We start from the raw sequence: 18828 nt of genomic DNA, 5'->3' as shown, positions 1-18828 counted from the left end.
GCTTCAACTCGCTAATTGTCGACTATCGGTGACTGTGCACCCACCAGCATCACTTCAAACCGTGCCCGTATTTCCCGAGGCGTGGCGCCGAAGCGCTTTTTGAAGGTGCGGTTGAAATAAGACAGGTCGCCGAAGCCGACCTCGAAAGCGATGGTGCTGACGGCGCGATCCCCGCGGTTGCCGTCGCGCAGCATATGGAAGGCGCGCTCGAGCCGACGCTCCAGCAGATAATCCGAGAATGTGCGGCCTTCGGCCTCGAACAGTTTCTGGAAGTAGCGCGCGGTGACGCCATGCGTCGTCGCAAGCCGTTCCAGCGACAGCGTCGGCTGGCTGAGGCTGGCCTCGATATCGGCCTTGAGGGACAAGAGACTGATGGTTGGCCGGTCCGGCCGCAATGCTGCGCGTCGCTCCGGCGCATCGGCTTCATCGATCATGGTGGCGACGAGGCCGTTCATATAATCGATGGCAAGACCGGTCAGCGCCGCCGAATTCATCGGCAGCAAGCCGCGCATCACCGCGGCGGCGTAATGGCCAAGCGCGATCAGCCCGCCATTGTCATGGGCGATGTGGCGCAATCCGGTATGGCCATTGCTGGGGAGTAGCAGGCAGTCGACGCGGCTCACATCATTCATGATGAAGGTGGTGGCGCGGCCGGGATCGAGAATGATCGCCTCGCGCGGCATGCATGTCTGGCGCTGGCCATCCTGCTGGACGATCACCACGCCGTCGGACGGCCGCAGCACCAGGATGTCCTGCGGCGAGTCGTTGCCGGTCGTGGCGCTATCGTCGTCGGGCATGGTCCAGAGCGGCGCGGGATCGAAACACGACATCAGTCCGAGATGCGGCTGCATCCGCAGGATCGCCTTTGACTGGAACGGCGCTGCGCGAAACGATCCCAGCGAATTGCGCTGCACGGTCTTCCACGGCAGGCGGCTCTCAAGCGGCTTGCGCAGGGTGTCATCGATATCGTCGGCAACCAGCCAGAGCGGGACGAGAGGGCAATCGGGAGCGGCATCGACGCAGGATGGAGACCGCGACTGATGCGCGTTTGCCACAGCATCGAATCCAAACCGCTTCGTTCGCTCCAGTCCGACTATCAATTCACCGAGTCCAAGTCATGCCATGGGCTGTGCCGTATCGCTGTGACGATAGACGGAATGCACAGGCGTAAGAAGAGTAAAGCCGCGGCCGGAATTTACATTGATTCCAAACTGCTGCGGCCTCGGTCGAATTGACCGGCTCGACCTCTCCAGTGCTTCGTCGCCACGAACATACGGAAGACTCCGAGCTCATGCGTTACAGCCAGTTCCTCCTCATCCCCGCCGTCGGGCTCATGTCGTCGCAGGCCGTTGCGCAGCAGAGCGCGGGCGTCACGCTTGACGAGATCACGGTGACCGCCGCGCGTGCCCAGCGCTCGATTTCGGATATTCCGCAGACCGTGCAGGTGGTCGATCAGAAGGAGATTGACGAGCAGCTCAAGCAGAGCGGCAGCGCATCGGCGCTGCTGGCAAAATTGCTGCCGGGCTTCTCGGTGTCGAACCAGACCATCTCCGGCGCTTCCGAAAGCTATCGCGGCCGCGACCTTCTGGTGCTGATGGACGGCGTGCCGCTGACGACGCCGCTCCGCGACGTCTCGCGCGTCCTGTCGCTGATCGATCTGAATTCCGTCGAGCGCATCGAACTGGTCGCCGGTGCATCGAGCCTGTATGGCGCCGGCGCGACGGGCGGTACGGTGAATTTCGTTACCAAGAAAGCGCAGCCGGGCGGTCCGCGCGTCAGCGTCAATACGGCGCTGCGCACCTTCACTGCCGATCCCGGCGGTTCGCTGGCACCGGAGCTGTCGGCGACGGTCAGTGGCAAGGGCACGAATGGCATCGACTATGTATTCGTCGGCAGCGGCCGCGGCGCGCAGAAGACCTATGACGGCGCGGGCCGCGAGCTGCCATCGGACGCCATGCTCGGGCAGGGAGGTGGTGATCGTCTCGCCAGCGGCAATTTCCTGGGCAAGATCGGTTACGATTTCGATGGCGGCAAGCGCATCGAAGCCTCGATCAGCCAGTTCTATCTCGACCAGACGCCGAAATACCTCACCGACTATTCCGGCGCCTATGCGAAGCCGGATTTCACCAAGCCCTATACCGGGCAGAGCGTGCTGGAAGATTCGCGCTCGTTCCAATTGCGCTACAGCGATACCGACTTCGTGCTTGGCAATCTCAGCGTGGTCGGCTTCTACAATGATATCAAGAAGCGCTTCAACTATTCGGAATTTTCCTATCCCTATAACTCGCTGGTCTATTATTCCGGCAACCCGCTGAGCCCGACCAGCCCGGCCAACCAGACCACGCTGTATTCCGAGCGCGGTGGCGTCAATCTGACGATCGATACGCCGCTCGACCGCATCTGGAACGGGGCCAAGGTGACCTGGGGCACCGACGTCGTTCATGACAAGACATGGCAGACGCTGACCGATGGCCGCGATGTGTTCACGCCGTTGACCCAGGTGACGACCGCCGGATTTGCATTGGTACAAGTCCCGATCACCGATCGGCTGACCGCGCGGGGCGGCGTTCGCTACGAGCATTTCGATCTCAGCGTCGACGATTTCCTGCGTCCGGCCGCCTATGCCGCGATCTCGCCCGTGACGCGCTTCGTTCTGCCGGCGCTCAATGTTATCGGCGGCCAGTACGAATATGCCTCGCCGACCTACAATCTCGGCGCGACCTTCAAGCTCAACAACAAGATCGATCTGTTCGGCGGTTTCTCGCAGGGCTATGCGCTGCCCGATGTTGGCGCCTATACGCGCCGCGCCGGCCTGTCATCCACCGCCTTTGCCTGTCCGGTAGCGACGCCGAACTGCCTGCCGCTGGCACGCCAGACCATCTCTTTCAGCTCGATCGCGCCGGAAGCCCAGATCGTCAATAACTACGAAATCGGCATCCGCGGCGGCGACGGCCCCTACAAGGGCAGCATCACCGGTTTCGTCAGCACGTCCGAGAAGGGCGTGACCTTCGATCCAGTCACCAACCTGATCTCGCAGCAGAAGGAAATGATCTACGGCGTCGAATATATCGGCGAGATGGCGATCAACCGGAATTTCACGCTGGGTACCACGATCGGCTACAAGGAAGGCCGCTACGACACCAACAAGGACGGTGTGCTCGACTCGTGGCTGCCCAACAACCGGATCGGCAGTCCGGTGCGTGGTCTGATCTTCGGCGACTATCGCTTCGACAACGGCATCAAGCTGCGCGTCGAGGGCGAGGGCTATGCCGCTCGCAATCGCGGCATCAACCTGACCAATACGGTCTATCCCATCGAGGGTGGTTTCACGATGAATGCTGCGCTGAGCGGGCCGGTCTATGGCGGTGAGGCCTATGCAGCGGTTAACAACCTGTTCGATACGGAGCTGCAGAATCCGACCGCGACGTCGGTGCGCAACCTGCCCGTTTATTCCTGGGGCCGCACCGTGACGGTCGGCTATCGCAAGACGTTCTAGGGCGTGATCCCGAAAAGTGGTCGCCGGTTTTCGGATCAGATCACGCTCAACGAGACAAACCTTCCAAGGCCACTTCCCAGGGAGTTCTAATTGCCATCATGGTGGATCTGGAGATTGATGGGAGCCTGCTGACGCTACGGTTCCTGCCGCCTTACGCGGAGTCGGACGAGCGCGATTATCTGGCCGCGCTGGCCCGGGTCGGCGAGCATGATGCGCCATTCGAACTTCTGACCGTGTTCGGGGGCGGCGGGAAACTGTCCGTCGCCGGCGAGCGGGAGCAGGCGCTGTGGTTCAAGGCAACGCGCGGCCATATCTCCGCGCGCTGCCGTGCTGTGGCGATTGTACGCCCCGGCGCCAACAAGAAGATGGAAGAGACGTTTCGGAAGCTCTGGCCGATGCCGCTGGTGGCGCTCGAGGACGAGATCGCCGCGCGCGCCTTTCTCGCCGAACATCGCGGCCTCGCATGAGCACCGCGGAGCTTAACGCATCTGCGCCGGTCACCGTCATGGGACGCAAGCGGCTGTTCGTCGTGCTGGGCGGGCTGTATCTGGCACAGGCGATCCCGTCTTATCTGTTCGCAGCGGCTTTGCCACCGATCATGCGCGAGGCCGGCGTGTCGCGCAGCGAGATCGGCTATCTCAGTCTCTGGTTCCTGCCGCTGTTGCTGAAGTTCTTCTGGGCGCCCATCGTCGATCGCATCCGTCCCTTCGCGCGCGCGCATCGTGCCGGCTGGGTGATCGTGACCCAGACCGGCGTGATTATTAGCCTGCTGTGCCTGATCCCGCTTGGCGCAACCAATATCTGGGGCATCATCACGGTGGGCCTGTTCGGCTCATTGCTGATCTCGACACAGGACATCGCCACCGATGGCTACGCCGCGAAATATCTCGCGCCGGAGGATCGCGCCATCGGCAATGCTATCCAGGGCGGCTCGGTCGCGTTTGGTGTCGTGATCGGAGGCACGCTCGGGCTGGTGCTGTATGCGCAGATCGGCTGGACCGGTATGCTGCTGACCATCGCCGGCTTCTCGCTGATCCCGCTGTTTGCCGCCTTCGCCATGCGCGAGGACGAAGCCGACCAGATCGATCCGTCGAAGCCGCGGCCTTCGGTGATGGCCTTCCTGCGCCGCCGCGAGGTGCGCAACATTCTCTGGATCGCGCTGATCTACCGGATGAGCGAAGGCCTCGTGAAGGCGATGGAGGGCAGCTACCTCGTCGATGCCGGGGTGCCGCTCAAACAGATCGGTTATCTTTCCGGCGGCGCCGCGACGACGGCGGGCCTCGCGGGTGCCGCTGGCGCAGCATGGCTGTTGCAACGCTGCGGCACCGGCTGGACGCTGGGTCTGCTGGGCATTCTCCGCACCATCTGCTTTGCGCTGTTCACGGCGCATGCGCTGGGTGTCGTGACCGGCATCTGGCCGATTTTCGGCGCGGCCGGATTCCAGACCTTGATCCGCTACATGGAGATCGTTGCGCTCTACAGCCTGTTTATGGCGGCGGCATCGAAGGATCAGCCGGGCACCGACTTCACGATTCTCGCCTGCGCCCAGCTGATCATCTACTTCATCGGCTCGATGCTGTCGGGCCGCATTGCCGACCTGCTCGGCTATGGGACGCTGTTCAGCATCGCCACAGTGTTGTCGCTGATCGCGGCGATTGCAACGATGCGCATTCTCGCCGCGCAACCGCCCGCTAGTTCGATGCCGGCGCAGCCTGCGTGAAGCTGCGATCGACGGCCTTGCTGACATCGACCTGCTTCGACAGGATTCCGTAGCGCGTGGCGCGATCCGAGGCTTCCTGGAATTCCTTTACCACGCCATCGTCGATGGCGATCGGCCGTGTGTCCTGCGCCTTGTAGGCGCGCGCCAGCACGTCTTCCGGCAGCTTGGTCAGCTCGGCGGTGTTTTTGGCATATTCATTGACATGCTCGCGCGACCAGGTGCGGGCCTTGTTAAGCCGCTGCAACAGGTCGGCGACGGCCTCGCGCTTGGTGGCAATCGCCTGTTCGGAAGCGACGATAAAGGTCAGGGTCGGGGTCAGACCGGTGCCATCGGCAACCACCCGTGCATTGTCTTTCAGCACGGCGTAGGAGATGTAGGGTTCCCATACGGCCCAGCCGTCGATCGAACCGGCGAGAAGTGCAATCTTGGCATCGACGGGACCGAGCGGCGCGAAAGTTGCTTCGCTGGTCTTGTAACCGGCTTTCTCCAGCGTCGCCTCAATCAGGAACTGGCCCCAGCCGCCGCGGGTGCCTGCGAGGCGCTTGCCCTTGAGGTCGGCTGCGGTCTTGATCGGTGAATCGTTGCGCACCAGGATCGCCTGTGTGTCCGCATTGGAGCGTGTGCCGCCGATCGCCTTGATCGGTGCGCCGTTGGCATAGACCGTGAGGAACGAGAGGTCGCCGGTGTAACCGACATCGAGTGCGCCGGCATTGATGGCTTCGAGAATCGGCGCTGCCGCAGGGAATTCCGACCACTGGATCTTGTAGGGCAAGTCCTTCGCCAAGCCGGAGATCTCCAGCAGCGAGCGGTTGCCGCCCTTCTGGTCGCCAACGCGCAGCGTGATCTGGTCTGCCGCGAAAGCGGAGGTGGCGAGCGTTGCGCTGAAGGCTGCGGCGATGAGCGTTGATAGCAAACGGCGTGTAGGGGAGGCGGTGGTCATGGTCACTTTCTCTGATGCAATGGCGAGCATCAAAGCTACGTCCGACACGGATTCAGTCAATGAAATGGCTGACTGAATATCATCGAGCGAAAGCAACGAATGTAGCGCTGCTGGAAATGGCGTGGAAGTTTTGCACTTTCAGAAAGTCTGATGTGTTTTGGCCCACCGTCAACCTGCGTGCGTATTCCCGCCCAACTCTGCCGCCTTTCCGCCAGAATTCCCTTCCGCGGCGCATTTGGTGCGCCGCAGAATAGCCACGAGCGTCAGCCGAAATAGGGAATGGATTACTCCGAACAGACAAAAACCCTGGCGCTATTTCGCAATCGGGCCGTTTGGAGCGCGACGGATTTGGAAGTCGCCCGGCATTCGGGCCGGGAGCATTTCAAAGTGGGTTGTGTGCTTCAATTGATTTCGTCGCTGACCGTGGGCGGGTCCGAGCGACTGCTGATCAATTTCGCTGCCAGTTGCACGCCGGGAGAGGACATTCCGCAGGTTTTCGTCGTGATTAACGACTTTTTCCATCCCGATCTTGCTGCCGAGCTCTCCGCGACAGGTCATCCGGTCTACTTCCTCAAGCGTCCACCCGGGAACCGCAATCCACGTGTCATTCTAAGTTTACTCAACATCATCCGCCGTCACGATATTCGTATCATCCATGCGCATGACAGCGGCGCCAAGCACTTCGCCATGTTGAGTAAACTGTATCGTCCGATGAGCGTCGGCTACACGATTCACAATACCGGCCTCGTCAACGCGTGGGACCGCGTAAAGCTTCGGCTGCATCAGCGGTTCGTCGATTGGAACATCGCGATCTCTGCTGCGGTCGAGCGTGAATGTGAATCTGTCAAACTGAAGCGCCTGTTCAAGGTGCATAACGGCATACCGCTCGCGACATTCGATAGAGTGGCGCGGCAACGTCGCCTCGGACCGGCTCTGCGTCTGATCAATGTCGCCCGCATCTATCCCAAGCAGAAGGGCCAGGACATCCTGATCAAGGCGGTCAGCCTCTGCGCCGCGCGTGGGCTCGACATTCGCTGCGATTTCGTCGGCAGCCCACCGGAGGGCGACGAGTCGACCCTCCTGAGTTTGAAGGCGCAGGCGATCGCCGAGAATGTCGCCGATCGTGTTCGCTTCCTGTGCGGGCGTACCGATGTGCGCCGTCCGCTGGACGAGGCCGATATCTTCGTCCTGCCATCGCGTTTCGAAGGTTTCGGACTGGTGTTGCTCGAAGCCATGGCGGTCGGCCTGCCTGTCATCGCCGCGGATGTCGATGGCCCGGCCGAACTGCTGGTGGACGGCTCGAACGGTATCAAATTCAAGGTCGGATCCGCCGAGGATCTCGCCGACAAGATCGCGGCGCTTGCGGCGCAGCCTGAGCTTGCCGCGAAGATCGCAAGGACGGCGAAGGATTTCGTCACCGAATTCGATATCGCCAATATGCGCGACCAGTATTTCGGCATCTACGGGCAGATGATGAAGGTGAGCTAGCCTGATGTCTTGCGCGCGCGCTTGCCGGTGGCAGCGAGTTTGTCAGCAAGAAATTCCAGCAGCACTTCGACACGGGCAGGGCGGGGACCGCCCGGTGGCGTGACGAGGTAGACACCGCTCGACGATTGCGACCAGTCCTGCAACACGGCCTCCAGCGCGCCGCTCGCCAATGCATCGCCGACGATGAAATCCGGCAGATCGCTGATCCCCAATCCCGCGATCAGCGCAGGCAGCAGCGCCTCGCCATTGTTGACGCGGAGCGGTCCGGCCGGCCGAACGCTGGCCTGTTCGCCGGCTACATTGGTGAAGTGCCAGACGCCGGGGGTCGAGAGATAGGTGTAGCCAAAGCATTTGTGGTCGGCGAGGTGCATGGGGTGCGTCGGCCGGCCGTATTTTGCGAAATAGGACGGCGCTGCCACGATGTGGCGCTTCACCGGGCAGAGCCGCCGCGCGATCAGCGATGAGTCCGGCAGCGTGGCGATGCGGATTGCAGCATCGAAACCTTCGCCGATCAGATCGACGGTGGCGTCGCTGAGGCTGAGGTCGATGGAGACTTCCGGATATTTGGCGAGGAACTCCGGCAGCAGATGCGCCACCGTATTGGTGCCGTAGGTCATCGGCACGGCCAGCCGTACCAGCCCGCGCGGCGTCGCCGACTGCGCCAGCGCCTCGTTCTCGAGCGCTTCGCCGTCCGCCAGCAATTGCGCAGCCTTCACCGCCAGCGTCCGGCCTGCATCGGTCAGCGCCAGCCGCCGCGAGGTCCGGTTGAACAGCCTGGCACCGAGGCGGTCCTCCAGCCGGCTCACCGCCTTGGAGACGGTGGCCTTGGACAGGGTCAGCTCGGTTGCCGCCGCCGCAAAGGACCGCAGTTCGACCACCTTGGCGAAAATCGCCAGCGCCTCGAAGTCGGGAAGTTTTGACATCTCAAAATCCGAAACGATGAGTTTCAATCATTTCTATTTATGCGCCATCTGAGAGGCCATATCCAGATGCCCAGGATGCAAATGCATCAAACGACGGAGATTTCGTCATGATCGACCTCAGACCTTTCGACAAACTCGGCGGCGCCGACCACGGCTGGCTCAAGGCTAAGCACCATTTCTCGTTCGGCAGCCACTACGACCCCGAGAATATGGGCCACGGCAGCTTGCGCGTCTGGAACGACGACGAGATCGCGCCGAACACCGGTTTCCCGGCTCATCCGCATTCCAACATGGAAATCATCACCTATGTCCGCGAAGGCGCGATCACGCATCAGGACAGTCTGGGCAACACGGGTCGCACCGAGGCTGGCGACGTCCAGGTGATGAGTGCGGGCTCAGGCATCCGGCACTCCGAATACAATCTGGAGGCATCGACCACGCGGATCTTCCAGATCTGGATCGAGCCCACACAAACGGGCGGCCAGCCTTGCTGGGGCGCCAAGCCGTTCCCGAAGGCCGATCGCTCCGGCCAGTTCGTCACCATTGCCAGTGGCTTCAAGGACGACGCTGGGGCACTGCCTATCCGGGCTGACGCCCGCGTGCTGGCAACGACGCTGAAGGCCGGTGAGACCGCGCAATATCCGCTGGGTAGCTCGCGCAACGGCTACCTCGTGCCGGCGGCTGGCGCGATTGAGATCAACGGCATTCGCGTCAACGCCCGCGACGGCGTCGCCATCCGTGATGAAGCAAACGTCACGATCAAGGCGCTGGAAGATTCCGAACTCGTTCTGGTGGACGCCGCCTGACGCAAGTCAAAGGCGCCCACCAATCATCAACCCGACCTATTCATCCCAATCCAACGGAGACTGACCATGACCAAAGTACTCGTTCTGTATTATTCCGCTTACGGCCATATCGAAGCGATGGCCAATGCCGTCGCCGAAGGTGCCCGCGAAGCCGGTGCCACTGTCGATATCAAGCGCGTGCCTGAACTGGTGCCTGCCGAGGTCGCCAAGGCGTCCTACTACAAGATGGACCAGGCTGCCCCGATCGCGACCATCGACGATCTCGCCAATTACGACGCCATCATCGTCGGCACCGGCACCCGCTTCGGCCGCATGTCCTCGCAGATGGCCAACTTCCTCGATCAGGCCGGTGGCTTGTGGATGAAGGGCGCGCTGCATGGCAAGGTCGGCGGTGCCTTCACCGCGACCGCGACCCAGCATGGCGGCCAGGAGACCACGCTGTTCTCCATCATCACCAACCTGCTGCATTTCGGCATGACCATCGTCGGCCTCAATTACGGCTTCCAGGGCCAGATGAAGCTCGATGAAGTCACCGGCGGTTCGCCTTACGGCGCGACCACCCTGACCGGTGGCGACGGCAGCCGCCAGCCTTCGGCCAACGAGCTGGCCGGTGCCCGCTATCAGGGCAAGGCGATCGCCGAGACCGCGAAGAAACTTCACGGTTAAGCTGCGTGGCTAACTAAAAAGAGATGGCTGACAAGAGAAAGGCGGCGTTCTGATTGCAGAGCGCCGCCTTATCTATGCTGGAACAAACGGATTCGATTTCATCATGCTCGACGTGTATTTCATCTATCAGCTGGCCCGGCGGCCGCTGCACGCGATGGCCCGGAAATGGCTTTGTCGCGGCATCGCGCATGTGACCAGGGGCGAAGTCGTTTGCCCCGAATGCCGCCAACACTGAAACGTTCCTCGATTGTTGGACTGGCAACGTTGCGTCTGGGGACGTAGACTTCGGCTATGTCGAAGCCAGCCAGCCCGCCCGCGCCAGCCCTCAGTATCCGCATCGACCTCGATCCCGAGGGACGGATCGGACCGGGCAAGATTCAGCTTCTCGAACATATTCATGCCACCGGTTCGATTTCGGCCGCTGGCCGCGCCATGGCGATGTCCTACAAGCGCGCCTGGGATCTGGTGGATGAACTGAACCGGATCTGCGGGCAGCCTGCCGTCGAGCGCCAGACTGGCGGCAAGAATGGGGGCGGAGCTCTCCTCACGCCATTCGGCCTGACGCTCATCAAGCGCTATCGCGGCATCGAAAACGCTGCGGCCACCGCCGCGCGCAAGGAGCTGCTGGCGCTGAAGGGCGACATCGGCAAGAAGCGCAGGTTCTAACCGGTCCAGCCGGCCGTATCACCGTTGTATCCGGATAAATATATCGTGACGGTTACCCCGATCGCGCTTTCGAATGGCTCTATTCTGGAATAGGATTGATCCATCCTTGGTCGCTCGTGGCGCGCCGTGGTCTAAACTGGAACTTCGCAATGTTCGACGCCCAATGCGATCTGGCTGCGCTTGTCTATGACAAGGATCAGGATCCCGACGCAGTGTTGCACACCTTCGCGGCGGATCTGAGCAAGCAGGGCATTCGCGCCGTCGGATTGGTGCAACTCGGGCATCGCGAATTCGACGTGCCGAAGCTGACTGCGGTCATGCTGCACACCGGTGCGCACGTGCGCTTGTTTCAGGATCTCGGTCCCGGCGCCAAGGGCTGCAAGCTCGATGTCGGACAATTGCTCGATGCCGGCACGCAGGTCGCCGACGCCATCGACGAGGGCGCCGATCTCGTGATCATCAACCGGTTCGGCAAGCAGGAGCGCGAGGGCAAGGGGCTCGCTTATCTGATCGAGCGCGCGCTCTCTAGCGATATCCCCGTGGTGATCGCCGTGCCGTCGCATCGCTTCGCCGAATGGATCGCATTTGCCGATGGCATGAGCGTGAAGCTGCATTGCGATCGCGAGTCGCTCGACGGCTGGTGGGCGAAAGTCTCTTGTCGCACCGAGGGACTGATACGTCAGGACCATCGCAGCGTTTGCGAAGTGCTGAAATAGAATTCCATCAACGCGCAGTCGTCAATCATCCGAATACCGTTGCTCCTGCCACGGATCGCCGCGATTGTGATAACCGCGAACTTCCCAATAGCCGGGCTTGTCGTCGCTAACGAACTGGATGCGCTGCAGCCACTTCGCGCTCTTCCAGAAATACAGATGCGGCACGATCACGCGCACCGGGCCGCCATGGTCGCGCTCGATCGGGGAACCCTGCCACAAATGCGCCAGCAGCGCGTCTTCGGCAGCGAAATCTTCCAACGACAGGTTGGTGGTGTAGCCGTCATGGGATTCCAGCACCACGAAGCGGGCCTCGGGCTTCGGCTGGCAGGCGTCGAGCAGCGCGCGGGTCGAAAGACCCTCCCACTGGTTGTCGTAACGCGACCAGGTAGTGACGCAATGAATGTCTGAGATGAAGGTCGATTGCGGCTGTGCGCTGAACTGGCCGAAATCCCAGAACAGCGGCGTCTCGACGGCTCCGTAGACATCGAGGCGCCAGCGCTCGCGGGCGATGTCGGGTGTGATGCCCAGATCCAGTACCGGCCAATCCTGGGTCAGGTGCTGGCCGGGCGGGAGCCGCTGGTCGTCCGGGCGCGCAATCTTGCCGGTGAGAAACCGGCCTTCGCGCGCCCAGCGCTGTTTGGTCTGCGTCAGCTTGGATTCCGGCGGGGTGTGATCCTCGGTCATGGCTGACGCTCCTTGGCTAGACGTTGACCGTCACTCGTGACGGTGCATCGCCGACTTGTGCTTGGTGTCGCGCATGGTGGCGTAAATCAGTAGCGACAGGAAGATCATGCCCGACAGATAATAGTAGAACCACTGTTCATGACCGATCTGCTTGAAGTACAGCGCGATCGCCGGCGCCGTACCGCCGAAGATTGACACCGTCAGCGCATAGGGCACGCCGACGCCCAGCGCACGGATATTGGTCGGGAACAGTTCGGCCTTCACCACCGCATTGATCGAGGTATAGCCGGCCACGAAGATCCAGGCGCCGCAGATCAGCAGGAACGCCGTGAATGGCGACTTGGTCGTCTGCAGCGTGGTGAGGATCGGAACAGTCGCCAGCGTGCCGGCAACGCCGAAGAAGATCAGCAGCGGCTTGCGGCCGATGCGGTCGGAGATCGCGCCATAGATCGGCTGCAGCAGGCAGGCGAATATCAGCGTGCCGAAGATCACCGTGGTGGTCTGGTCCGCGGTGAGGCCGACCGAGAGCTTCACGAAGGTCTGCATGTAGGTGGTGAAAGTATAGAACGCTGCGGTGCCGCCGGCGGTGAGGCCGACAACCAGCAGCAATTCGCGCGGATAGGCCATCAGTGCGCGCAGCGAACCCATTGGCTTGGCCTGCTTCTTCGCTTCAACGAACTGGTCAGTCTCGTGCATGTCGCGACGCATCACGGCGGTGAAGACCGCAAGACCAGCGCCGATCACGAACGGAATGCGCCAGCCCCAGTCCTTCAGCTCCTGCTCGGTGAGGAACACCTTCTGCAGCAGCAGGAGCACGATGATCGCGGTCAGCTGGCCGCCGATCAGCGTGACATACTGGAAGCTTGAATAGAAACCGCGATGCTTGGGATCGGCAACTTCCGAGAGATAGGTGGCGCTGGCGCCGTATTCGCCGCCGAGGCTGAGGCCTTCGATGATGCGGGCGAGCGCAAGCAGGATCGGTGCCGCGATGCCGATGGTGGCATAGGTCGGCGTGCAGGCGATGATCAGCGAGCCGAAGCACATGCACAGGACCGAGATCGTCAGCGATATACGACGGCCATAGGTGTCGGCGAGATAGCCAAACAGCCAGCCGCCGAGTGGCCGCATCAGGAAGGTGGCGGCGAACAGCACGGCCGCATTGAGCTGCTGAACGACGGGGTCGGAGTTCGGGAAGAAGGCCGGCGCGAAATACAATGCGAAGGCGGTGTAGGCGTAGAAGTCGTACCATTCGACGAGATTGCCCATCGAGCCGATGAAGATCGCCTTGATGCGTTTTTTGGCGTCGTCGAAATGGAGTTTGCCGTCCGCCGGCGGTGCGAATGAATCTGCCACGTAGAACCCTCGTATTCCGTGAAGTGAAATGTCCCGTTGCCACGCTCGGCATGAAAAGCCAATGCCGCGGAATGCATTGCTGCTGGCAGGATCGTTCTGTCAGGTGACGCGTGCATCCCCTGCGGCCACGCATGACTAGCCGCGATGTGCGACAATGTGGCTTAGACAAAAGTCTATAGGGCGGTGGTACTCCGGGCGGTCATGCCCAAAAGCATCGTCCTGGCCGGCACAGGGCCAGCCAGGACGAGCGAGTATGAGGGCGGAGTCCCGTTACTTCGCCGGACGCGGATCGATCGGCGTGGAGTCGCGCAGGCCCAGAATGTCTTCCAGCACGCGTGCGCCGGCGAGCAGTGAGGCTTCGCCGCGCGGCGGCCCGACGACCTGCAGACCGACCGGCAGACCCTTTGAGGTGAAGCCGCAGGGCATCGACAGCGCCGGGCAGCAGGTCAGCGTGATCGCATAGACGATGCCCAGCCACTGCACGTAGTTGTCGAATTTGGTGCCGTTGCATTCGGCGAGATAGCGCTGCTCAATCGGGAACGGCGGCGTGATGGTCGCCGGGCACAGCAGCAGGTCGTATGTCTGGAAGAACTCGTAGGCCCGCGCCGCCAGCGTGACACGCTGCGCTTCCGCCTTCGCCAGGTCATCGACCGTGAGCTTCAGGCCCTGCTCGATGTTCCAGATCACTTCCGGCTTCAGCTGATCGCGCTTGTCGCGGAGCAGCTGGAGCTTCGAGATCGCGAAGTCGTAGGCGCGCAGCACATGGAAGCATTCGTGGGCTTCGCGCAGGTCGGGATGCGCTTCCTCGACGATGACGCCGGCGTCGGCGAATGCCATCGCTGCCTTGCGGGTGATGGCGACCACTTCGGGGTCCACGGGGGTGATGCCGAGATCCGGCGAATAGGCGATGCGCTTCGGTTTGGTACCGGCGCGCACGGCCGAGCGGAACGAGGTCGGCAGTTTCGGCAGCGAGATCAGATCGGCGGGATGTTCGCCGCTCATGGCATCCAGCATCAGCGCGAGGTCTTCCACGGTGCGGGCCATCGGGCCCTGCACGCTCACCATCCGGGCGAGCGCCACGGCGGGCGTGGACGCAACGCGGCCGACGCTCGGACGCAGGCCGACGATGCCGCAGAAGCTGGCGGGGTTGCGCAGCGAGCCGCCCATGTCGGAGCCATGGGCAATCCACGCCGTGCCGCTGGCAAGTGCTGCCGCGGCGCCGCCGGACGAGCCGGCGGCCGACTTCGACAGGTCCCACGGATTCAGCGTCGCACCGAACACTTCGTTGAACGTATTGGCGCCCGCGCCGAATTCAGGCGTGTTGGATTTAGCATAGATCACGCCGCCGTTTTCTTCGAGGCGTTCGACCAGTACGTTGGACTTGGTCGGCACGACGTCCTTGTAGATCGGCGAGCCCTGTGTGGTGCGCACGCCGGCGACGGCGGTGAGATCCTTGATCGGCACCGGCAGGCCGGCAAGGATGCCGCGTTCGCCGAGCGGCTTCTTCATCAATTCCTTCGCGTGATCGCGGGCGCGATCGAAACACAGGATCGGCAGCGCGTTGACCTGGCCATCGACTTCCTTGATGCGCGCTTCCAGCGCGTCCAGCAGGTCGAGCGGCGTCACCGTCCCGGCATTGAGTTGATCGACCACGGCGCAGGCCGTTGCTTTGATGAGATCTTGCTGAGAGGCCACGCACGTCTCCAATTTCGGATGCAGAGCAATTCGTATGCTTGGGATGTCGATCCCGACGTAGCCGTGTAGACCATTTTCTGGATAAATGGGACTCGCAGGCCAAATCTCCTTAACCCATGTCGCCTCACACAATGCAGGGATGCAACCATGAGTAAGCCTTTCGGCGATTCCAACTGGCGCGCGATGACGCGCGAGCAGCTCGATGCCGGCCTGAACAACTCGACCGCCGTTGCAGGTAGCGCCGACATCGCCGCCGGATGGGGCCAGCGCTCTGACGCGATGAAGGCGAAGTATCCCGCGCATCTCGACGTCGCCTATGGCCCGCGCGAGCGCAACAGGTTCGATTTCATCAAGGCCGCCGACGGCGGGCCGACACTGCTGCTGATCCATGGTGGCTACTGGCAGATGCGCTCGAAGGATTTTTTCACCTGCTTCGCTGCAGGTCCCATCGCCCACGGTATCAACGTCGCTGCAATTGGTTACACGCTCGCGCCGGATGCGACGCTGGAGGAGATCGTGGCCGAGATGCATGCCGGCGTCGATGCGCTGGTTGAGAAGCTTCCCTCGCTCGGCGGCGATCCGAACCGCATCGTGGTGTCCGGCTGGTCCGCCGGTGGTCATCTCACCTCGACGACATTGTCGCATCCGAAGGTGAAGGGCGGTGTCGCCATTTCCGGCATCTACGATCTCGAGCCGATCCGCGCGTCCTATCTCAACGAGAAGCTCAAGCTCGACGAGGCGATGTCGAAGCGCCAGTCGCCGCTGCTGCAGGATGGCGGCCCGAACAAGCCTCTCGCGCTGGTGGTCGGCGGCGGCGAATTGCCGATCCTGCGCCAGCAGACCGCGGACCTTGCCGTGCACCGGGCAAAGTACGGTCTGCCGGTGAGCTATGAGGAGATCCCGGGCGCGGATCACTTCTCGATCATGAAAGAACTGGAATCGCCGACGGGGCGGATCACGACGCTGATCAAGGAATTGGTCGCGCGGATTTAGCGGCGGCGCTCTTTCTTGTCCCTCCCTCAAGCGCGGCGCAGCTGCGCGCAGTGGGGAGGGTGGCGCGTTTGAGAGCGTAGCGAACAAATGTGACGGGTGGGGAGCAACAGGCTCCGAGTTTGCGGAGGCACCCCACCCCGACCTCCACCATCGCAATGCTGCGCATTGCAATGGCTCGGTCGACCCTCCCCACTGCGCGCAGCTTCGCTGCGCTGGAGGGAGGGATCAGGCTGACATCTGCGCGAAGCACGATGTCGAAGGACCGTCTACAGCCCCTGTCCGCCCGATACCTCGATCCGCTGTGCGTTCACCCAGCGATTGTCCTCCGATAGCAGGCTCGCGATCATCGGCCCGATATCGTCGGGCAGGCCGACGCGGCCAAGGGCGGTCATGCCGGCGATCGTCTTGTTGATGTCTGGATTGTCACGCACGGCACCGCCGCCGAAATCGGTTTCGATCGCACCGGGCGCCACAGTGTTCACTGTGATCCGGCGGCTGCCCAGTTCCTTCGCCATATACATGGTCATCACCTCGACGGCGCCCTTCATCGCGGCATAAGCGGCATAGCCGGGGAGGCACATGCGGGTCAGCCCGGACGACAGGTTCACGATGCGGCCACCGTCCGCGATCAGTGGCAGCAGTGTCTGCGTCAGGAAGAACACGCCTTTGAAATGGACATTCACCAGCCCATCGAACTGCGCCTCGGTGGTATCGGCGATCAGCGCATGATCCCCGTGTCCGGCATTGTTCACGAGATGGTCGAACGTCTCGCGCGACCAGGTTTCGCGCAGTGCTGTTCGCAGACGACCAGCAAAGTCCGCGAAGCCCGCAATCTTGCCGGTGTCGAGTTGCAGCGCTACCGCCTTGCGGCCCATGCGCTGGATTTCGGAGACGACAGCCTGTGCGTCTTCGCTGCGGCTTTGATAGGTGAGGACGACATCACCGCCGTGACGGGCGATGTTGAGAGCGGTATTGCGGCCGAGGCCTCGGCTGGCGCCGGTAACGAGGGTGATCTTGGTCATGGTCAGCTCCTGTGGTGTGACCATTCCGATATCGTCTCCGCGAACCTTGGCTGGTTGCCCGAAGCTCGACGTTCCTTGCCTAATCCTCCAAAATCATGTGCTGGCGCATTTGCGATGATGTAGGCTGGGCTCATGACCACGCTTCTCAATGCTGTTCGGCGTTATACGGAGACCCATGCCGACAGTGCCGGCATCGCGACCACGCCGATCCTCGGCCTCGCCGCCGTCCGCGCAACCACACCCAGCGACATTATCCACGCGATCTTCCAGCCGCTGATCTGCCTCGTCGTGCAGGGCACCAAGCATGTCACCATGGGCACGGAGAGTTTTGTCTTCGCCGCCGGGGATTCGCTGATCATCACGGCCGACGTTCCGATCGTTAGCCAGATCACGCGGGCGAGCATTGCCGCGCCCTATCTCTCGCTGGTGTTCGAACTTGATCTGGCCGTGATCGCCGAACTGGTTGTCGAGATGAAAGCGGAGCCAAGCGCCGATCTCGCGCGTGTCCGGGTCGAGCCCACCGATGCCGAAGTTGCGGACGCGGCGTTGCGGCTGATGCGCTTGCTCGATCGTCCGGCGTCATTGCCGGTGCTGCGCGCGCAGCTGGTGCGCGAGATGCATTACTGGCTGCTGGCCGGTCGCCACGGGCCGGCGGTTCGACGGCTTGGCTGGCCGGATAGTCACGCACAACGTGTCGCGCGCGCGGTCGCGGTGTTGCGCACCGAGTTCGCGCGGCCGGTGCTGGTCGAGCGTCTTGCAGATGTTGCGGGCATGAGCCCGTCGTCATTCCACCAGCATTTTCGCACGGTGACCTCACTCACGCCGCTGCAGTTCCAGAAGCAGTTGCGCCTGATCGAGGCGCGGCGGCTGATGTTGTGGGAAGGCGCGGCCGCGAGCAGCGCGGCCTTCGCCGTCGGTTATGAGAGCGTGCCGCAATTCACCCGCGAATATGGCCGCATGTTCGGCGCGCCGCCGGTACGCGACATCGAGGCTGCGCGTGACAAGGCACGCGCTGTCGCATGATCGGGAGCGTCACGATTTTCTAGTACGTACGCGCCAAACAGAAAGCGACGACCTGCTCCAGCGGGGTTTTCATCGGTGACGGAAACAGTGCGGGCGCATTGACGGCCATGGCGCCGGAATGCCGCGCCGCTCATTCGATTGCGGCGACGCGAATGGGACGTGTTCCGACCGGAGCGCCGGTCTCGCGGTCGATGGTAACGGGATCGATCTCCGTTCCGGTCTCGGCGTCGAAGAACCGGGTGACGTCGCCCCCGCCGCGATGCTTGCGTCCCCACGCGCCGATCGCAAATAGCACCGGCAGAAAGTCGCGGCCGGCTTCCGTCAGCACATATTCGTCCCGTGGCGGACGCTCGGAATAGCGACGTTTCTCCAGCAGCCCTTCGTCGGTCAGGGCTGAAAGACGCCCCGTCAGCATCGTTGGCGCGATACCGAGGCCTTTGCGGAAATCATCGAAGCGGGTCAGCCCCGCATGGGCGTCGCGCATGATCAGCATGCTCCATGCGTCCCCCACTACCGCAAGGCTTCGGGCAATCAGGCACGGCTGGTCCGAAAGATTCTTCATGTCGATATCTTTTTAGTAGTGACTTGCTATTAATTCGATAGTAACACCGTCTCCAAGGATGTTCCACGATAAAAT

19 protein-coding genes and 1 pseudogene are annotated in these 18828 nt (G+C 62.3%); 10 read left to right on the top strand and 10 right to left on the bottom strand.

Translation table 11 applies throughout. The features are described from left to right. Positions 1–11 precede the first annotated feature (11 nt). Positions 12–1055, bottom strand: a complete 1044-nt coding sequence (locus tag AB8A23_RS01135; RefSeq protein ID WP_439057129.1) for a helix-turn-helix transcriptional regulator — start codon at positions 1053–1055, stop codon at positions 12–14. Between the two features lie 236 nt (positions 1056–1291). On the opposite strand from AB8A23_RS01135, the gene AB8A23_RS01130 reads away from it, so the two are divergent. The 3 genes from AB8A23_RS01130 (at position 1292) to AB8A23_RS01120 (ending at position 5216) form a co-directional block, all read left to right on the top strand. Next, the gene (locus tag AB8A23_RS01130; protein ID WP_439057130.1) at positions 1292–3496 is read left to right on the top strand and encodes a TonB-dependent receptor; all 2205 of its coding nucleotides are present in this window, start codon (positions 1292–1294) and stop codon (positions 3494–3496) included. 98 nt (positions 3497–3594) lie between these two features. After that, positions 3595–3963: a hypothetical protein gene (locus AB8A23_RS01125; protein WP_089262497.1), complete on the top strand. Its 369-nt coding sequence runs from the start codon at positions 3595–3597 to the stop codon at positions 3961–3963. Then, positions 3960–5216, top strand: coding sequence for an MFS transporter (locus tag AB8A23_RS01120; protein ID WP_439057131.1), 1257 nt, complete (start codon positions 3960–3962; stop codon positions 5214–5216). The genes AB8A23_RS01125 and AB8A23_RS01120 overlap by 4 nt, the downstream gene beginning before the upstream one ends. Here AB8A23_RS01120 and AB8A23_RS01115 read toward each other — a convergent pair. Then, entirely contained in the window at positions 5188–6156 is a 969-nt protein-coding gene (locus AB8A23_RS01115) for an ABC transporter substrate-binding protein (RefSeq protein ID WP_439057132.1), read from the bottom strand. The genes AB8A23_RS01120 and AB8A23_RS01115 overlap by 29 nt on opposite strands. Positions 6157–6552: 396 nt before the next feature. On the opposite strand from AB8A23_RS01115, the gene AB8A23_RS01110 reads away from it, so the two are divergent. After that, on the top strand, positions 6553–7644 hold the full coding sequence (locus AB8A23_RS01110; RefSeq protein WP_439066012.1) for a glycosyltransferase family 4 protein: 1092 nt from the start codon (positions 6553–6555) through the stop codon (positions 7642–7644). On the opposite strand, the gene AB8A23_RS01105 is transcribed toward AB8A23_RS01110, so the two are convergent. Beyond that, positions 7641–8567, bottom strand: coding sequence for a LysR substrate-binding domain-containing protein (locus AB8A23_RS01105; RefSeq protein WP_439057134.1), 927 nt, complete (start codon positions 8565–8567; stop codon positions 7641–7643). The genes AB8A23_RS01110 and AB8A23_RS01105 overlap by 4 nt on opposite strands. A gap of 107 nt (positions 8568–8674) precedes the next feature. On the opposite strand from AB8A23_RS01105, the gene AB8A23_RS01100 reads away from it, so the two are divergent. Beyond that, a complete protein-coding gene (locus tag AB8A23_RS01100; protein ID WP_120288381.1) occupies positions 8675–9373 on the top strand; it encodes a pirin family protein in 699 nt (232 codons plus the stop codon). A gap of 66 nt (positions 9374–9439) precedes the next feature. Continuing rightward, positions 9440–10039 carry an NAD(P)H:quinone oxidoreductase gene (gene wrbA / locus AB8A23_RS01095; RefSeq protein ID WP_068733146.1) on the top strand — a complete coding sequence of 200 codons (600 nt, stop codon included), beginning with the start codon at positions 9440–9442 and terminating at the stop codon, positions 10037–10039. A gap of 13 nt (positions 10040–10052) precedes the next feature. Here the strand turns inward: wrbA and AB8A23_RS01090 are convergent, their stop codons facing one another. Then, positions 10053–10271: a hypothetical protein gene (locus tag AB8A23_RS01090; RefSeq protein ID WP_309947695.1), complete on the bottom strand. Its 219-nt coding sequence runs from the start codon at positions 10269–10271 to the stop codon at positions 10053–10055. Between the two features lie 59 nt (positions 10272–10330). On the opposite strand from AB8A23_RS01090, the gene AB8A23_RS01085 reads away from it, so the two are divergent. Continuing rightward, entirely contained in the window at positions 10331–10705 is a 375-nt protein-coding gene (locus tag AB8A23_RS01085; protein WP_120288382.1) for a winged helix-turn-helix domain-containing protein, read from the top strand. A 149-nt stretch (positions 10706–10854) separates the two neighbouring features. Continuing rightward, positions 10855–11421: a DUF2478 domain-containing protein gene (locus AB8A23_RS01080; protein ID WP_309947694.1), complete on the top strand. Its 567-nt coding sequence runs from the start codon at positions 10855–10857 to the stop codon at positions 11419–11421. A 21-nt stretch (positions 11422–11442) separates the two neighbouring features. Here AB8A23_RS01080 and AB8A23_RS01075 read toward each other — a convergent pair whose 3' ends face one another. The 3 genes from AB8A23_RS01075 to AB8A23_RS01065 form a co-directional block, all read right to left on the bottom strand. After that, on the bottom strand, positions 11443–12105 hold the full coding sequence (locus tag AB8A23_RS01075) for a sulfite oxidase-like oxidoreductase (protein ID WP_439057135.1): 663 nt from the start codon (positions 12103–12105) through the stop codon (positions 11443–11445). 30 nt (positions 12106–12135) lie between these two features. Further along, positions 12136–13371: an MFS transporter gene (locus AB8A23_RS01070; RefSeq protein ID WP_120289104.1), complete on the bottom strand. Its 1236-nt coding sequence runs from the start codon at positions 13369–13371 to the stop codon at positions 12136–12138. Between the two features lie 357 nt (positions 13372–13728). Then, entirely contained in the window at positions 13729–15153 is a 1425-nt protein-coding gene (locus AB8A23_RS01065; protein ID WP_184513414.1) for an amidase, read from the bottom strand. Positions 15154–15300: 147 nt separating this feature from the next. Here AB8A23_RS01065 and AB8A23_RS01060 point away from each other — a divergent pair, with 147 nt between their 5' ends. After that, positions 15301–16146, top strand: coding sequence for an alpha/beta hydrolase (locus AB8A23_RS01060; RefSeq protein WP_120288386.1), 846 nt, complete (start codon positions 15301–15303; stop codon positions 16144–16146). 266 nt (positions 16147–16412) lie between these two features. Here the strand turns inward: AB8A23_RS01060 and AB8A23_RS01055 are convergent, their stop codons facing one another. Continuing rightward, on the bottom strand, positions 16413–17168 hold the full coding sequence (locus AB8A23_RS01055) for an SDR family oxidoreductase (RefSeq protein WP_439057136.1): 756 nt from the start codon (positions 17166–17168) through the stop codon (positions 16413–16415). 132 nt (positions 17169–17300) lie between these two features. On the opposite strand from AB8A23_RS01055, the gene AB8A23_RS01050 reads away from it, so the two are divergent. Next, a complete protein-coding gene (locus AB8A23_RS01050) occupies positions 17301–18191 on the top strand; it encodes an AraC family transcriptional regulator N-terminal domain-containing protein (RefSeq protein WP_439057137.1) in 891 nt (296 codons plus the stop codon). Positions 18192–18210: 19 nt separating this feature from the next. Here the strand turns inward: AB8A23_RS01050 and AB8A23_RS01045 are convergent. After that, positions 18211–18318: pseudogene (locus AB8A23_RS01045) on the bottom strand (polyprenyl synthetase family protein); the annotation flags it as partial. A gap of 3 nt (positions 18319–18321) precedes the next feature. Continuing rightward, positions 18322–18753 carry a winged helix-turn-helix transcriptional regulator gene (locus tag AB8A23_RS01040; protein WP_231078123.1) on the bottom strand — a complete coding sequence of 144 codons (432 nt, stop codon included), beginning with the start codon at positions 18751–18753 and terminating at the stop codon, positions 18322–18324. Between the last annotated feature and the right edge of the window lie 75 nt (positions 18754–18828).

Origin of the sequence: Tardiphaga sp. 619_E2_N8_4 (assembly GCF_051810905.1) — a bacterium.
Lineage (GTDB): Bacteria > Pseudomonadota > Alphaproteobacteria > Rhizobiales > Xanthobacteraceae > Tardiphaga > Tardiphaga robiniae.
The sequence above is the reverse complement of the archived record's forward strand: the minus strand, read 5'-3'. Positions and strand labels throughout refer to the sequence as shown.

Excerpts from the sequence above, each read along its gene's own strand:
- AB8A23_RS01105 (WP_439057134.1), bottom strand. The coding sequence starts at position 8,567 with ATGTCAAAACTTCCCGACTTCGAGGCGCTGGCGATTTTCGCCAAGGTG.
- AB8A23_RS01125 (WP_089262497.1), top strand. The coding sequence starts at position 3,595 with ATGGTGGATCTGGAGATTGATGGGAGCCTGCTGACGCTACGGTTCCTG.
- AB8A23_RS01085 (WP_120288382.1), top strand. The coding sequence starts at position 10,331 with ATGTCGAAGCCAGCCAGCCCGCCCGCGCCAGCCCTCAGTATCCGCATC.
- AB8A23_RS01100 (WP_120288381.1), top strand. The coding sequence starts at position 8,675 with ATGATCGACCTCAGACCTTTCGACAAACTCGGCGGCGCCGACCACGGC.
- AB8A23_RS01075 (WP_439057135.1), bottom strand. The coding sequence starts at position 12,105 with ATGACCGAGGATCACACCCCGCCGGAATCCAAGCTGACGCAGACCAAA.
- AB8A23_RS01040 (WP_231078123.1), bottom strand. The coding sequence starts at position 18,753 with ATGAAGAATCTTTCGGACCAGCCGTGCCTGATTGCCCGAAGCCTTGCG.
- AB8A23_RS01050 (WP_439057137.1), top strand. The coding sequence starts at position 17,301 with ATGACCACGCTTCTCAATGCTGTTCGGCGTTATACGGAGACCCATGCC.
- AB8A23_RS01080 (WP_309947694.1), top strand. The coding sequence starts at position 10,855 with ATGTTCGACGCCCAATGCGATCTGGCTGCGCTTGTCTATGACAAGGAT.
- wrbA (WP_068733146.1), top strand. The coding sequence starts at position 9,440 with ATGACCAAAGTACTCGTTCTGTATTATTCCGCTTACGGCCATATCGAA.
- AB8A23_RS01115 (WP_439057132.1), bottom strand. The coding sequence starts at position 6,156 with ATGACCACCGCCTCCCCTACACGCCGTTTGCTATCAACGCTCATCGCC.
- AB8A23_RS01120 (WP_439057131.1), top strand. The coding sequence starts at position 3,960 with ATGAGCACCGCGGAGCTTAACGCATCTGCGCCGGTCACCGTCATGGGA.
- AB8A23_RS01130 (WP_439057130.1), top strand. The coding sequence starts at position 1,292 with ATGCGTTACAGCCAGTTCCTCCTCATCCCCGCCGTCGGGCTCATGTCG.
- AB8A23_RS01055 (WP_439057136.1), bottom strand. The coding sequence starts at position 17,168 with ATGACCAAGATCACCCTCGTTACCGGCGCCAGCCGAGGCCTCGGCCGC.
- AB8A23_RS01060 (WP_120288386.1), top strand. The coding sequence starts at position 15,301 with ATGAGTAAGCCTTTCGGCGATTCCAACTGGCGCGCGATGACGCGCGAG.
- AB8A23_RS01070 (WP_120289104.1), bottom strand. The coding sequence starts at position 13,371 with ATGGGCAATCTCGTCGAATGGTACGACTTCTACGCCTACACCGCCTTC.